The sequence below is a fragment of the Exiguobacterium alkaliphilum 12/1 genome (assembly GCF_000714435.1).
Taxonomy (GTDB): domain Bacteria; phylum Bacillota; class Bacilli; order Exiguobacteriales; family Exiguobacteriaceae; genus Exiguobacterium; species Exiguobacterium alkaliphilum.
Genome location: NZ_JJMW01000058.1, coordinates 58435 through 71296, shown reverse-complemented (window position 1 = coordinate 71296; position 12862 = coordinate 58435). Strand labels below are relative to the sequence as shown.

At 55.5% G+C, this 12862-nt stretch carries 15 protein-coding genes; 8 read left to right on the top strand and 7 right to left on the bottom strand.

The genetic code is table 11. From position 1 onward, the window contains the following. Positions 1–34 precede the first annotated feature (34 nt). A complete protein-coding gene (locus tag RT52_RS11825; RefSeq protein ID WP_034817587.1) occupies positions 35–1135 on the bottom strand; it encodes a globin domain-containing protein in 1101 nt (366 codons plus the stop codon). 188 nt (positions 1136–1323) lie between these two features. On the opposite strand from RT52_RS11825, the gene RT52_RS11820 reads away from it, so the two are divergent. Next, positions 1324–1764, top strand: a complete 441-nt coding sequence (locus RT52_RS11820) for an RrF2 family transcriptional regulator (RefSeq protein WP_034817586.1) — start codon at positions 1324–1326, stop codon at positions 1762–1764. 21 nt (positions 1765–1785) lie between these two features. Here the strand turns inward: RT52_RS11820 and RT52_RS11815 are convergent, their stop codons facing one another. Further along, positions 1786–2718 (bottom strand): ring-cleaving dioxygenase, encoded by a 933-nt coding sequence (locus RT52_RS11815; protein ID WP_034817585.1) that lies wholly within the window; start codon positions 2716–2718, stop codon positions 1786–1788. A gap of 118 nt (positions 2719–2836) precedes the next feature. Here RT52_RS11815 and RT52_RS11810 point away from each other — a divergent pair, with 118 nt between their 5' ends. The 5 genes from RT52_RS11810 to RT52_RS11790 all read left to right on the top strand — a co-directional run bounded on the left by RT52_RS11810 (position 2837) and on the right by RT52_RS11790 (position 7823). Next, positions 2837–3046, top strand: coding sequence for a helix-turn-helix transcriptional regulator (locus RT52_RS11810; protein WP_034817584.1), 210 nt, complete (start codon positions 2837–2839; stop codon positions 3044–3046). Further along, positions 3043–3516 (top strand): hypothetical protein, encoded by a 474-nt coding sequence (locus tag RT52_RS11805; protein ID WP_034817583.1) that lies wholly within the window; start codon positions 3043–3045, stop codon positions 3514–3516. Before RT52_RS11810 ends, RT52_RS11805 begins: the two co-directional genes overlap by 4 nt. Positions 3517–3540: 24 nt before the next feature. Further along, positions 3541–4974: an MATE family efflux transporter gene (locus RT52_RS11800; RefSeq protein ID WP_260577623.1), complete on the top strand. Its 1434-nt coding sequence runs from the start codon at positions 3541–3543 to the stop codon at positions 4972–4974. Continuing rightward, a complete protein-coding gene (gene gshAB, locus RT52_RS11795) occupies positions 4958–7243 on the top strand; it encodes a bifunctional glutamate--cysteine ligase GshA/glutathione synthetase GshB (RefSeq protein ID WP_034817579.1) in 2286 nt (761 codons plus the stop codon). Before RT52_RS11800 ends, gshAB begins: the two co-directional genes overlap by 17 nt. A gap of 79 nt (positions 7244–7322) precedes the next feature. Next, positions 7323–7823 (top strand): SRPBCC family protein, encoded by a 501-nt coding sequence (locus RT52_RS11790; RefSeq protein ID WP_034817577.1) that lies wholly within the window; start codon positions 7323–7325, stop codon positions 7821–7823. A gap of 47 nt (positions 7824–7870) precedes the next feature. Here the strand turns inward: RT52_RS11790 and RT52_RS11785 are convergent, their stop codons facing one another. Genes RT52_RS11785 through RT52_RS11775 form a run of 3 tightly spaced genes read right to left on the bottom strand, consistent with a single transcriptional unit; the run spans position 7871 to position 10453 of the window. Then, complete coding sequence (locus RT52_RS11785) at positions 7871–8929, bottom strand: threonine aldolase family protein (protein ID WP_034817575.1); 1059 nt, start codon at positions 8927–8929, stop codon at positions 7871–7873. Positions 8930–8979: 50 nt separating this feature from the next. Further along, complete coding sequence (locus RT52_RS11780; RefSeq protein WP_034817573.1) at positions 8980–9960, bottom strand: zinc-binding dehydrogenase; 981 nt, start codon at positions 9958–9960, stop codon at positions 8980–8982. A gap of 1 nt (position 9961) precedes the next feature. Next, positions 9962–10453: a lactoylglutathione lyase family protein gene (locus RT52_RS11775; RefSeq protein WP_034806986.1), complete on the bottom strand. Its 492-nt coding sequence runs from the start codon at positions 10451–10453 to the stop codon at positions 9962–9964. A gap of 117 nt (positions 10454–10570) precedes the next feature. On the opposite strand from RT52_RS11775, the gene RT52_RS11770 reads away from it, so the two are divergent. Continuing rightward, positions 10571–10876: a winged helix-turn-helix transcriptional regulator gene (locus RT52_RS11770; RefSeq protein WP_034817572.1), complete on the top strand. Its 306-nt coding sequence runs from the start codon at positions 10571–10573 to the stop codon at positions 10874–10876. A gap of 28 nt (positions 10877–10904) precedes the next feature. Here the strand turns inward: RT52_RS11770 and RT52_RS11765 are convergent, their stop codons facing one another. Then, positions 10905–11285 carry a VOC family protein gene (locus tag RT52_RS11765; RefSeq protein ID WP_034817571.1) on the bottom strand — a complete coding sequence of 127 codons (381 nt, stop codon included), beginning with the start codon at positions 11283–11285 and terminating at the stop codon, positions 10905–10907. 79 nt (positions 11286–11364) lie between these two features. Between RT52_RS11765 and RT52_RS11760 the strand changes: the two genes are divergently transcribed. Next, positions 11365–11844 (top strand): GNAT family N-acetyltransferase, encoded by a 480-nt coding sequence (locus tag RT52_RS11760; protein WP_034817569.1) that lies wholly within the window; start codon positions 11365–11367, stop codon positions 11842–11844. A gap of 15 nt (positions 11845–11859) precedes the next feature. Here RT52_RS11760 and RT52_RS11755 read toward each other — a convergent pair whose 3' ends face one another. Then, complete coding sequence (locus tag RT52_RS11755) at positions 11860–12861, bottom strand: ABC transporter permease (protein WP_051690353.1); 1002 nt, start codon at positions 12859–12861, stop codon at positions 11860–11862. Position 12862 lies beyond the last annotated feature (1 nt).

Here is a 12862-nt window from a genome sequence, read left to right as displayed (position 1 = left end):
GTGTTGTGGCGACTGCTCTCGCGGTCGTCTTTTCTTATGCGTTGGCTAGGACGACTGATGGCCCGAAGAACTCGTAACGGGCTTGTGGAATCGTCTGGACGACCGTCTCCATCATCGCCGTCGGGCCACACGTGTAGACGTCGTGCCCGTCGACATCGAGTGCTTCGAGCTGTGTCGCGCCCAGACAGCCTGATACGTCGTCGACGTGTGTGATGAGCTGGAGTCCGTCGTTCACGAGTTCGTCGAGTTCTTCACCGAGCGGACGAAGGTTCGTGCTGCGCACCGCATGCAATAGTGTGACCGAACGGCCTTCACCGAGCGCGGTCTTCGCCATGTTGAAGAGCGGCGTGATGCCGATGCCGCCGGCGATGAGGGTGAGCGGACGGTCCGATGTTTCGAGCACGAAATCACCGGCTGGGGCGCTCACCGGGATCTCGGTGCCGACCGTCTGTGCGTGGAGCCAATTCGAGACGAGTCCTTCCGCTTTCGGTGCGATCCAGTAGCCGTCTTCTGTCGTCTCGACGACGCTGTATTGACGGTGATGCAAGATGGCCTCACCTTGGATGCGGGCTTGGACTGAGAGGTATTGACCCGGGATGGCCGTCCCGATGACCCCATCGTTCGCGACAAGGCGGAATCGTTTCACTTCCGGCGTATCCTCAATCACTTCGGCGATCGTGAACGGCTTGAAACCGAGCCAAGGCGCATCGTCGTACATCTGTTTCTCGAGCGAGATGAAGACGTCGGCGATGACGCCGTACGCTTTCCCCCATGCCTCGATGATGTCCGGCGTGGCGGCTTCCCCGAGTACGTCTTGAATCGCGCCGAGTAAGTTCTCACCGACGATCGGATAATGTTCTGGACGAATGTTCAAACTCTTATGTTTATGAAGCGCCGGTTGGATGGCCGGAAGGATTGCTTCGAGCCGATCGATATGGACGGCGGCCGCATAGACCGCGTTCGCGAGCGCCTCTGGCTGACGGCCGCGTTGTTGGTTCGTATGGTTGAAGAAGTGACGGACTTCTGGGTTATTTTCGAACATCCGCTTATAAAAGTGACTCGTGATGGCGACCCCGTGGTCTTTCAAGACAGGTGCGGTCGCTTTGACGATTTCGATGGTCTGTTGGTCTAACATCTATGTTTCCCCCTTTTCAAATGTACACGTTCATTATGTGAGAGAAATCACTTTAAAAGCAATATATTAAATACTAGTTTCAATCAAGTTCAAATTTCTGACTTGAATCCGCCACTCTTTCTTCACACCTTTCATCATCGCGCTTTCGCGAGATGTCTTGTACAATGAACGAACGAAGAGGTGATTTCATGCGGCTCACGCAATCGTGCGATTACGCACTCCGAACATTGATGTATAGTGCCACGTTCTCCCATCGTCTCGTGACGATTCAAGAAGTGGCGGACCAGTACCAGATTTCAAAAAACCACGTCATGAAAGTCGTCTACGAACTCGGTAAGCATGGGTATCTCGAGTCGGTGCGCGGGCGCGGTGGTGGTTTCCGATTAGCCCGTCCGATGAAAGACATCAACGTCGGCGACGTCGTTCGGACGATGGAACCGTTCGAACTCGTCGAATGTTTTGGGGAAGGCCGCTGTGTCATCGCCCCTGCCTGCGACCTCCGGAGCGTGTTGAACGAGGCGATGCTTGCGTTCCTCCATGTGCTCGACCGCTATACGATTGCCGATCTCGTTGCGAATCGGACGAACGAACTGGCCCTACTTTTAGGCGCACAAAAGCCGACGGACTAAACGAGTCTGTCGGCTTTTGAATTAGAGTGGTTTTAACTTCGCTTCGATTTCATCCCGGCGCGGCTCAAGGAATGGCGGTAGCGCCAAGCGCTCCCCGAGCGTCTCGACGGACTCATCGGTCGCAAATCCCGGTCCATCGGTCGCGAGTTCGACTAAAATGCCGCTCGGCTCACGGAAATAAATCGACTTGAAATAATAGCGGTCAATCAGTCCGGAATGGCTGATACCAAACTCGTTTAACCGCTCGACCCATTGCTCCATTTCCAAGTCGTCCTCGACACGAATGGCGACGTGATGGACGCTTCCCCGGCCCGGCCGCTCCGACGGGACATCGGGACGGTCGACGAGGTGAATCTCCGTCGCCACGCCCCCCTCTCCTGTCTCGAACACACGAACTGTTTGCTCATTCCGCTCAAATTCAGAGGCGAAACGATAGCCGAGCACGTCCGTCAATACGCGTCCCGTCTTCTCGATGCGTCGCACCGTCCATTCACTGAAACCGAGACCGAAGATGGCGACGTCGACGGGGACCGGACCGTTTGACCACGGTGTCCCCGAGCCACCTTCGACGAGGCAGAGCCGTTGCCCTTCCCCGTCCTCGAAATAAAGCGTCGGCCGGCCGCGTACCTCCTCTACGGGATCATGAAGCACATCGAATTCGGCAAACCGCTTCAGCCAATAGGTCAATGCTCCTGGCGGCACTCGAAGCGCCGTCCGTGAGATGCTACTACTCCCACGATACGTCTGTCCGAGAAACGGCAGTTCGAAGAACGTCAAATCGCTTCCCGGCGTCCCCGTCTCATCTGCATAGAATAAGTGATACATCGACGGATCATCTTGGTTGACCGTCTTTTTGACGAGTCGCATCCCGAGCACTTCTGTATAGAATCGTAAGTTTTTCTTTGCGTCCCCCGTCATCGCCGACACGTGGTGTTGCCCTAAAATCGCCTTCATTCGCTTCTCCCCTTTCACGTTTGATTCTATTGTACCACCACCAAATAAGTAAAGCTCACTTTACATAAAGTAAAGTTTGTTTTACACTGTTGTTAGAAACAGGAAATGAGGTGGCGCCATGCCGTTGATTAATCGCGTCAAAGAGTTGCGGGCCCGGCATCACTTGACCCAAGGTGATCTTGCGGCCAAGGTCGGTGTGACGAGACAAACAATCATCTCGCTCGAGAAAGGGAGTTATACCCCGTCCCTCCTGCTTGCGATGCAAATCGCCCGCGTGTTCGAGGAACCGGTTGAATCTATTTTTACAATCGAGGAGGAAACAGAATGAAACGTGTCATCATCCAATCTGTATCAAGCATTATCTTGTATATCCTAATGGCGTTCACGATTGCCTCGTTCGCGTCAACAGTCACCCATTCATTGGCTGCGCTACAATCCGGCGTGTTCGTGCTAGAGTTCAACTTTTTACCGTTCCTGTTATTGATCATCTTTTTTATCGTCTGGACGATCTATTCGTTCCGCACACGTCCGAATCAACAGATGAGCTTCGGTCAATGGTCGGTCCGTATGACTGAATTCAGTGAAGTCGATGAACGCGAGGCGCTGATCACGGCGAAAGCGACGAAAGCGGCGTACGTCTCGTTCAGCATCTCGGTCCCGCTCTCCATGCTGACGTTCTTCTTTTATCCGCTGTTTCAGACAGCGTGGCCGACGTATCCGGTCTTTGCGCTCGTCTCGACGCTCATCATCGCGAACCTCGTCTACATGACGACGTGGATTCGTGCGTATACCCGTTAAGGAATTCACAGCGAATTCCTTTTTTTGTGTCGATTTTTCGTCGACTCGGACGTCACGATTGCCAAGATCGTCTCGTCGTGCTTATATATAACTAAATTGTTATATAAAGTATCAAAGGAGTCTTGTCATGTGAAAACCGTCGATTTGACGACCGGCAACGTGCAGCGCGTCATCGTAGCGCTCGCCCTACCGCTCGTCGGCAGCTCGCTCTTACAGTTTACGTACAGTCTCGTCGATATGTTTTGGGTCGGCGCGCTCGGAAGCGACGCCGTCGCCAGTATCGGCGCGGCCAGTTTTTATATTATGCTCGCCCAGGCAATCCAGTCTTTGATTGTCGTCGGCGCCGGCATAAAAATGTCACAAGCCGTCGGCAAACGCGACGATGAATTGATTCAACGCTATGTTCGGAGCGGCAGACGGCTGAACTTCGGGCTCGGGCTTTTGTCCGCCCTCCTGCTCGTCTCACTCGGACCGACGCTGATCGGCTTTTTGAACATGAACGCGCCAACCGTCGAGCATCTTGCCTATCAGTATTTGCTCGTCAGTGCACCGATGCTCCTGTTCTCGTTCTTCAATTTGCTGTTCGCCCGTCTGTTCAGCGCCTATGGAAACACGACGACGGCGATGCGGATCAACGCGACGGGCGTCATCCTCAACATGATGCTGTCACCGCTCTTCATCTATCCGCTCGGCCTTGGCGTACTCGGGGCCGGTCTCGCGACTCTCGCCGCGAACGCCGTCATGTTCGGCTTCTTTTGGCATCGGGCCCGGGCCTTGTTCGATTGGGAAGAGACCGTGCGACCGGTCCGCGCCGACTACACCGAGATTTTTCGTCTCGGGTTTCCGATGGCGACGCAACGCGTCCTCTTTACTGTCATCAGCATCTTTCTCGCCCGTATGATCGGTTCATATGGGACCGAGGCCATCGCGGCCCAGCGCATCGGCCTCCAAATCGAGGCGATCGCCTATATGATGATCGGCGGACTGAACGGCGCCATCGCGAGTTACACAGGCCAAAACCTTGGCGCCCGGAAAATTGACCGGGTGCACGAAGGATACCGGGTGACGACGCGAATCGGTATGCTCTACACCGGGCTGATCACACTCGTCTTCCTCGTCTTCCCGGACGTCCTTATCAGATTATTCGTCGATGATCCGACAACGATTGACATCGGTGCGAGCTATTTACGCATCATCGGTGTATCACTCATCTTCGCCTCGCTCGAGATGATCGGCAACGGCTACTTCTCCGGACTCGGATTACCGAAAATCCCGGCGACCATTTCCATCGTCTTTACTGTCGCCCGCATCCCGCTCGCCATCCTGCTCGAGCCGGTTCTCGGTCTCGATGCCATCTGGTGGAGCATCGCCATCTCGAGCATCGTCAAAGGACTCGTCTCCGCATTGTACGTCCGACTAACAAAAAAGGAAGTGACTTCCCTTGCAGAAGCGATTTAGTCAGTTATCAAAACAATTGCTCACGAGCGGCCGGTTCGCCATCGAGCGTGAGATGCTCCGCGTGACACCTGAAGGGACGCTCGCCGTCACGAAACACCCAGACAGTCTCGGTGACAAGGCGACGCACCCCTATATCACGACCGACTTCTCGGAAAGTCAAATCGAGCTGATCACGCCGACGTTCCCGACCGTCGAAGGGGCACACGACTTCCTACAGACGCTGTACGATATCACGGCGCTGCATATCGATGACGAGCGCCTCTGGCCGCAGTCGATGCCGTGCGCGCTTCCGGACGGCGGGATCATCCCGCTCGCCGATTTTGGCAGTTCTGGCGTTGAGGCCGGCCGCTACCGGGAGCATCTGCTCCAAAAATACGGGGCGAAAAAACAGCTCATCTCGGGTATCCATTTCAACTTCTCGTTCGCAGACGAGTTGGTTGCGGCTTTATATGAAGGGTCGCCCGAACAATATGATCGCTTCAAAGATGAACTCTACTTGAAGCTCGTCCGCAACTATTTGCGGATGCGTTGGCTCATCGTCTACCTGTTCGGTGCGACACCTGCCGTCCATACGAGCTATGAAGAACGTTGCGTCAGCCAGATGCAGGCATTGAACGAGGACGTGTATTCGAATTCGACGGCCCTGTCTTACCGAAATAGCGACTGCGGCTACACGAACGTCGAACCGCTCTACTCGGACTATTCGACGCTCGCCGCATATACCGACAGCGTCCGCCGCTTCATCGCGAAAGGCGACATCGAGAGTCCGAACGAGCTATACTCGCCGATTCGTTTGAAGACGTCCCGGGGCGGCAATGACTTGGAACGACTTGAAACGAACGGCATCGACTATATCGAGATTCGAAACATCGATTTGAACCCGTTCGAGAAGACGGGCATCGCCCTCGACGACTTGAAGTTCCTGCACATCTTCCTACTCTACTTGGCGTTAAAAGACGAGACAGACTCCGCAAACTGGCAGGCCGAGGCGTTCCATAACCAACAGCTTGTCGCCAAAGAAGGGCTATCCCCGACGCTCACGTTGCACCGGGATGGCGATTCGATCGCCTTACACACGTATGCGAACGAACTGTTAGATGACATCGAAGCGTTCAACACTCGCTACGCCCTCGGGTTCGCGGACGTCTTCGGCTCCGTCCGCGAACGAATCGACCATGTGGACGCGACGTATTCGGCCCGGTTGACGAAAGTGATGACAACCGAAGGCTACACGGCCTGGTCGCTCCGGCAAGCCGAACTGTTCTATCGAGACGCATACGCCAACCGGTTCCGAATGCACGGCTACTCGGACATGGAGCTGTCGACGCAGATTTTGATGAAGGCGGCCTTGAAACGTGGCTACACCATTGATGTCATCGACCGAGACGACCAGTTCATCCGGATTCGCCACGGCAACCGGACCGAATATGTGAAACAGGCGACGAAGACGTCAAAAGACAACTACGTGTCGGTGCTCATGATGGAAAACAAGACGGTGACGAAACACGTCCTCGCCGAGCATGGCATCCGCGTCCCTGAAGGAGTCGAACTCCGAAGTGAAACCGATTTACGAGACGCTTGGCATGCGTTCTCAAACGAGCCGGTCGTTTTGAAGCCGAAGTCGACGAACTTCGGGATTGGCATCCACATTTTCAAGGACGGGACGACGCTCGACGAGGCGCTCGCGGCGTTCCGTCACGCTCGTACGTTTGATGACGTCATCTTGCTCGAAACGTTCCTGCCCGGAAAAGAGTATCGTTTCCTCGTCATCGGCGACGAGGTGGCGGGCATCTTGCACCGCGTCCCGGCGAATGTGACGGGAGACGGGGCCTCGACAATCCGTGAGCTCGTCGCCCAAAAAAACGAAGACCCACTCCGCGGAAAAGGATATAAGACCCCGCTCGAGAAAATCGAGATCGATGACATCGTCGTCGCGTTCCTGCGCCTTCAAGGCAAGACGCCGGATAGTGTGATCGCGGATGGTGAGCGCGTCTTCCTTCGTGAGAACTCAAACATCAGCACCGGCGGCGACAGCATCGACTACACGGACCGGATCGCCGATTCGTATAAACAGATCGCCGTCGCGGCCGCGAAGGCGGTCGGTGCGACGATTTGCGGTGTCGACATGATGATTCCGTCGCTCGAGCGTGAAGGTGACTACGGTATCATCGAGCTGAACTTCAATCCGGCCATCCACATCCACTCGTTCCCATACGAAGGGAAAGAACGCCCTATCGGTGAGACGGTGCTCGATTTGTTGTTTGACTGAACAAGTTGTACTTCTCCAAAAAGCGGGAATAAGGACTACGTTGAGGTCAAGGCGCTTTCTCATGAAAGGGGACGTTTCAATGGGGGCTGTCAAATCGCACGTAGAAGGCAACACACTCGTCGTCGAACGTAGCTTTCGGGCATCGCGCGAGCTCGTGTTCGAAGCCTTCTCGAGCCCGACCCATCTCGAATCTTGGTGGGGACCGGCCGGATGGAAGACCGAGGTTCGCACGTTCGCGTTCGAACCAGGCGGGACGTGGCATTACAAAATGACGTGTGTCGACAAAAATCAAGGCGACTATTATGGGATGGAGTCATGGGGGAAGTCGACGTTCGTCGAGATTACACCACATCGAAAAATTGTCTATACGGACGCCTTCTCGGATGCGGACGGGAACATCAATTCAGACTTTCCTGTCATGACAATCACGAACGAGTTTTTAGACATCCCACACGGCACACTGCTCGTCAGCCGCTCCGAGTTCTCGGACGTCGAATCGCTTGAAAAGGTCGTCGAAACGGGCGCCGTCGAAGGCTTCGCCTCGCAGCTCGAACGCCTCGACGCCATCGTATCCAGATAGCAGCAAGCACCGCTCCTCGACTGAGGTGCGGTGCTTTTTCTACTTCCTCATCGCTCGAATTGTTCGAATAGTCGATTGAGTTGAGGTGCATCAATCGCCTCGACCGAATCCCCGACACTGATCTCGGTCGAACAATAGCCGTCATGCGGAACAAGATAACCTGCGATGCCAATCCCAGTCGTATCTTGAACAGCTTGAACCCGGGCCGAGACTTCCTCCACGTCACCTTCAACATGAAGGTGGAACATGTTCGTCACCGGGACGTCCGGTGTCGTCCACACCCCATCGAGCGCATTGAAACGGCGCGCGAGTTCTTTCGCCTGTTCATAATAGCTCGCCATCCGGTCTTTCCGCAACCCATAGTAATAGTCGGCCGGGATGATGTACGGGTACAGCCCAATCAAATCGCCACCATACCGCCGTTTCCACACTCTCGCCTCGGCGCAGAACGGTTTCGGTCCGGCCAAGATGGCTCCGGCAATCCCGCCGATGCCTTTGTAGAATGAGACGTAGACGCTGTCGAACAGTGCACATACTTCTGCTGCCGTCTTCTCGTAATACGGGAGCGTCTCGAATAATCGTGCCCCGTCGAGATGCAGACGAATCCCCCGCTCCCGGCACAAGTGACTGATCGCCTCCAATTCATCGAACGGTGGCAAATAGCCCCCGAGCTCCCGTTGCGGCAACTCGATCAACAGGCAGGCGATGTCGGGCAACGCCTGCACTTCCTCGAGCGTCATCAACCGCTTGTCGTCCCCAATCAAGATCGGCTCGAGGTGATGCAGTTCCTTTAAGCCGTCCTGTTCGTGAATCTCCAGGTGACAGAGCGGATGATAGGCGACGCGTCGGTTCTTCGTCTCGTCTGCCCAAATGCGTAACGCGATCTGTTGCGCCATCGTGCCGCTCGGAAAGAAGATGGCGTCTTCCATGCCGAGTTCTTGCGCCAGTTTCTGCTCGAACCGCGCGATGACTTCGCCCGTCCCGTAATGGTCGCTCGCCTGATTCGGGTCGACCTCGGCGAACACTTGCTGCAAGACGCCGACGTTCCGTCTACCATGACCGCTCAGTTGATGCGACGTCTGTTGATACGATGTCCGTAAATCCATGTCATCCCCTCCAAAAATGGCCCCCTATCCATAGATAGGAGGCACCATCATTAATCGCGTACCCGGACGATCAATTTCCCGCGTACTTTTCGTGTTTGCAATTGTTCCAAACCATCTTTCAACCGATCGAACGGCAAGACGTCGGTGACGAGGTCGTTCAATTCGCCGGCCTCGAGTAATTTCATCAATTCCTCCGCCATATATGCCAAGTTGCGAATGGCGCGCTCATCCTCACTCGCATGGGCCGCACCGAGGGCGACCTCATGGATGGACGGCGAGAGCGTAAAGCCTTTCACGTTCGACGTATCCGGCGGACCGGCGATATAGGCGAGCTGTCCACTGAAGGCGAGCCGGTCGAGGTCGGCTGTCGCCACGTCACGACCGACCGTATTCAAGATGAGGTCGACGCCGCGACCGTCCGTCTCTTCCATGATCCGTTCCGTCACGTCTTCCGTGTTGTAGTCGATGGCGACATCGGCACCGAGCGCTTTCACCCAGTCAAAGTTGTCAGGCGACGCCGTCGTGAACACCTTAAGCCCAAGTTTCTTCGCAAGTTGGATCGCGTAACCGCCGACCCCGCCTGCTCCGGCGTGGATGAGAATCGTCTCTTTGTCACGCGTGTTCAATTTCTGCATTACCGCCTCATACGCCGTCATACCGGCACAAAGGATGGCCGCAGCGGCCTCATCGCTCACGTCAGGCGGGACGACGGCACAGGCACGCGCATCGACGACCGCATACTCTGCGAAGCCACCGTTCTTCCCGAGGCTCGTATGGACGGCGACACGTGACCCGGTGATGATGTTGGCGATACTCGAGCCGACTTCGACGACTTCCCCGACGAGGTCGACCCCGAGAATGTGCGGGTACGACCAGTTCGGGTTGCCGTTCGTGCCAACTTTATAGTCGACCGGGTTTAACGCGACCGCCTCGACTTTGATGAGCAGTTCGCCCGCTTTCGGTGTCGGTCGCTCCGTCTCCCCGAGATGTAGATGATTGAGTCCTGGTTGATCGAGTAACCATGCCTTCATTTCAATACGCTCCTTCCGAATACGTCAATTCATACGAGTGCGAGTAAATCTCGACGAGGTTGCCGAACGGGTCTTCACAATACACCATCCGGTACGGTTTATCGCCCGGGTAATACTCCCGAATCGGCATGCGTTGTTTTCCGCCGTGGGCGACGATTTTCTCAACGAGTCCCTCGATGTCCGGGTCTTGGACGCAGTAGTGAAAAATGCCTGTCTTCCAAAACTCGAAATTGTCCTCCGGCGACTCATTGTTCGGGAACTCGAACAACTCAATCCCGATTTTGTCACCGGTCGACATATGGGCGATTCGGAAGCTACCCCAGCCCGGTCCGAATACGTCCGTGCACATGACACCAATCGGCGAGTCGTCCTCGACGACGTCTGAAGGTTGCATGATCGTGTACCAGCCCATCACGTCCTCATAAAATTTCACTGCCTCCGCCACACTCGGCACCGATAGTCCGATATGTGAGAATGTACGTGGATATGTCACTGTCATCCGCTCCTTTTTGTTTGCTCAATTTGATCGATAACGATACGATACCTTCATCGAAGCAAGAAAAATAGTACGCACATTGAAGTAACTACCCGAAAGCGAGGCAAAGTGAACATGACGACCCCGTTCCCCGTCAACAAGGCGCTCGACATCATCGGCGGCAAATGGCGGCCCCAAGTGTACTGTACGCTTGAGGACGGCCCACGCCGTTTCTCCGAGATTCAACGTGCCATCCCTGACGTCAGCCGTAAAGTGTTGACCGACCAACTACGCGAGCTCGAACAGCTCGGCATGGTCCGCCGCATCGACTATTCGACCGAGAAACAGCTGCATGTCGAATACTCACTCACCGAGGAAGCGCTCAGCCTGCAACCGGCGATGAAGGCGCTCTGCTCGTGGGGCGAGACACGAGACGAATAAACCCTCGCCGAATCCGGCGAGGGTCTTGTCATGCTGCGAATAGACTGATGAGGTTTCCGTCCGGGTCGATGACGATGGCATAGCGTTGCCCCCAAAACGCATCCCACGGTTCCCGATGCGAGGCATAACCATGCTCGACGATCGCCTCATAGCGCGCATCTAGCTCATCCCGACTGTCACATAAGAAAGCGAGTTCGACCCGGTGTCCCGTCGCCTGCTTCCATTCCCCATACACCGATTCGGCCACTTCGACCGTGTCGAAGGCGAGCCGGACACCGCCGTCGTCGACCTCGACGTGCGCTTCCCCATCCATCGCTTTCGGGATTGACAGACCGAGCATCCGATAAAAGTCGAGCGCCCGTTTCATATCTTCGACGACGATGCCGACCATGTCTAATTTGATTCCCATGTGGTCACCCCATTCTTTAAGTTGGTGGTACTATAATGAGTGTAGCACTCCATTCTGACCTTGAATCGAGGAAATTCACATGACGTATCAATTTTCTACCCTGACCCAGCCACAAGCTGAAACGATTGCCTATACGTGGCACTACGAAGGCGATTATGCCTTTTACAATATGGAGGCTGACGAAGCCGATTTAACCGAATTTTTAGACGCCGAACAGCGTGGACAGTCGGTGTTCGCCATCACGTCCGACACCGAACTAATCGGTTTCGTGAGCGTCGCGAGAACGGATGATGAAACGCTTGATATCGGCCTCGGTATGCGTCCGGACTTGACCGGACGCGGGAGTGGACGCGCGTTCCTTTCGTCGATTCTCGACTTCATCGAGACGACGTACGCGCCGCGTCGCATTACGCTCGCCGTCGCCGCCTTCAACAAACGGGCCATCCGGCTGTATGAGACGTGCGGTTTCAAACAGACCGGTTCGTTTCAACAACCGACGAACGGGAGCGTGTATGACTTCGTCCGCATGGAACGCAAAGAAAGTCCTCAGAACGTTTGATTCTGAGGACTTTTCCTATGTGATCTGTTTCTTTTGGATATACGATAAGCCGAGCGCCGCAATCAAGATGGCCCCTTTGACGATGTCTTGGGCATAGTACGGCACATCCCACATCGTCAGCCCGTTCAACAAGATGCCAATCAAGACGGCACCGATTAACGTGCCGACGACGTTCGGGCGTCCCGTACCGAAGACGGCGTAGCCGATGTAGGCGGCCGCGACCGCGTCCATGAGGAGCGGTGCGCCGGCCGACACTTGGCCCGTGCCGATCCGTGACGCCAAGATGATGCCGCCGATGGCTGCGAATAGCCCACTCAACACGTAAGCGTACAGCTTGATTCGATTGACGGCGATACCCGAACGACGGGCCGCCTCGACGTTCGAGCCGACGTAATAGAACTCGCGCCCCGTCTTCGAATACGTCAAGAACAGATGGGCCCCGGCGAAGAAGAGGATCATCAAGATGGCGACGAACGGGACCGGACCGATTGAACCTTGGCCGATGAAGAGGAACGATGGGATGAACCGCCCCGGCGCCGTTCCTCCATCAATCGGCATGTTGTCATAAATCGAGAACCCTTTCGTGTACGTCAATTGGACCCCGTTGATGACGTACATGATGGCGAGCGTCGCGAGCAAGTCCGGCAACCGGAATTTGATTGTCACGAGCGCGTTCAACAGCCCGACGAGAACGCCGAGAATAATTGGGACGAGCAAGGCGACGAGTAGCTCTTGACTATGTAACACGAGGCTTGACGCCGCCCCGATCGTCGCGAGACTCGCCGTCGAACCGACCGATAAGTCGAACCCGCCGACGATGAGCGAGAACGTCACCCCGAGGGCGAGCAGCGAGACGATTGAGACGGATTTGATGATGTCGCTGAAGTTGGCGTACGTGAGGAACTGGTCGTTCGTCACGCCGAAGACCGCAATCAATGCGAGAATCGCGAACAGCGTTCCGTATTGACCGATTCCCGTGAATCGCTTCGCTTTCGGTTTGAGTACGAGTTGGGCCATG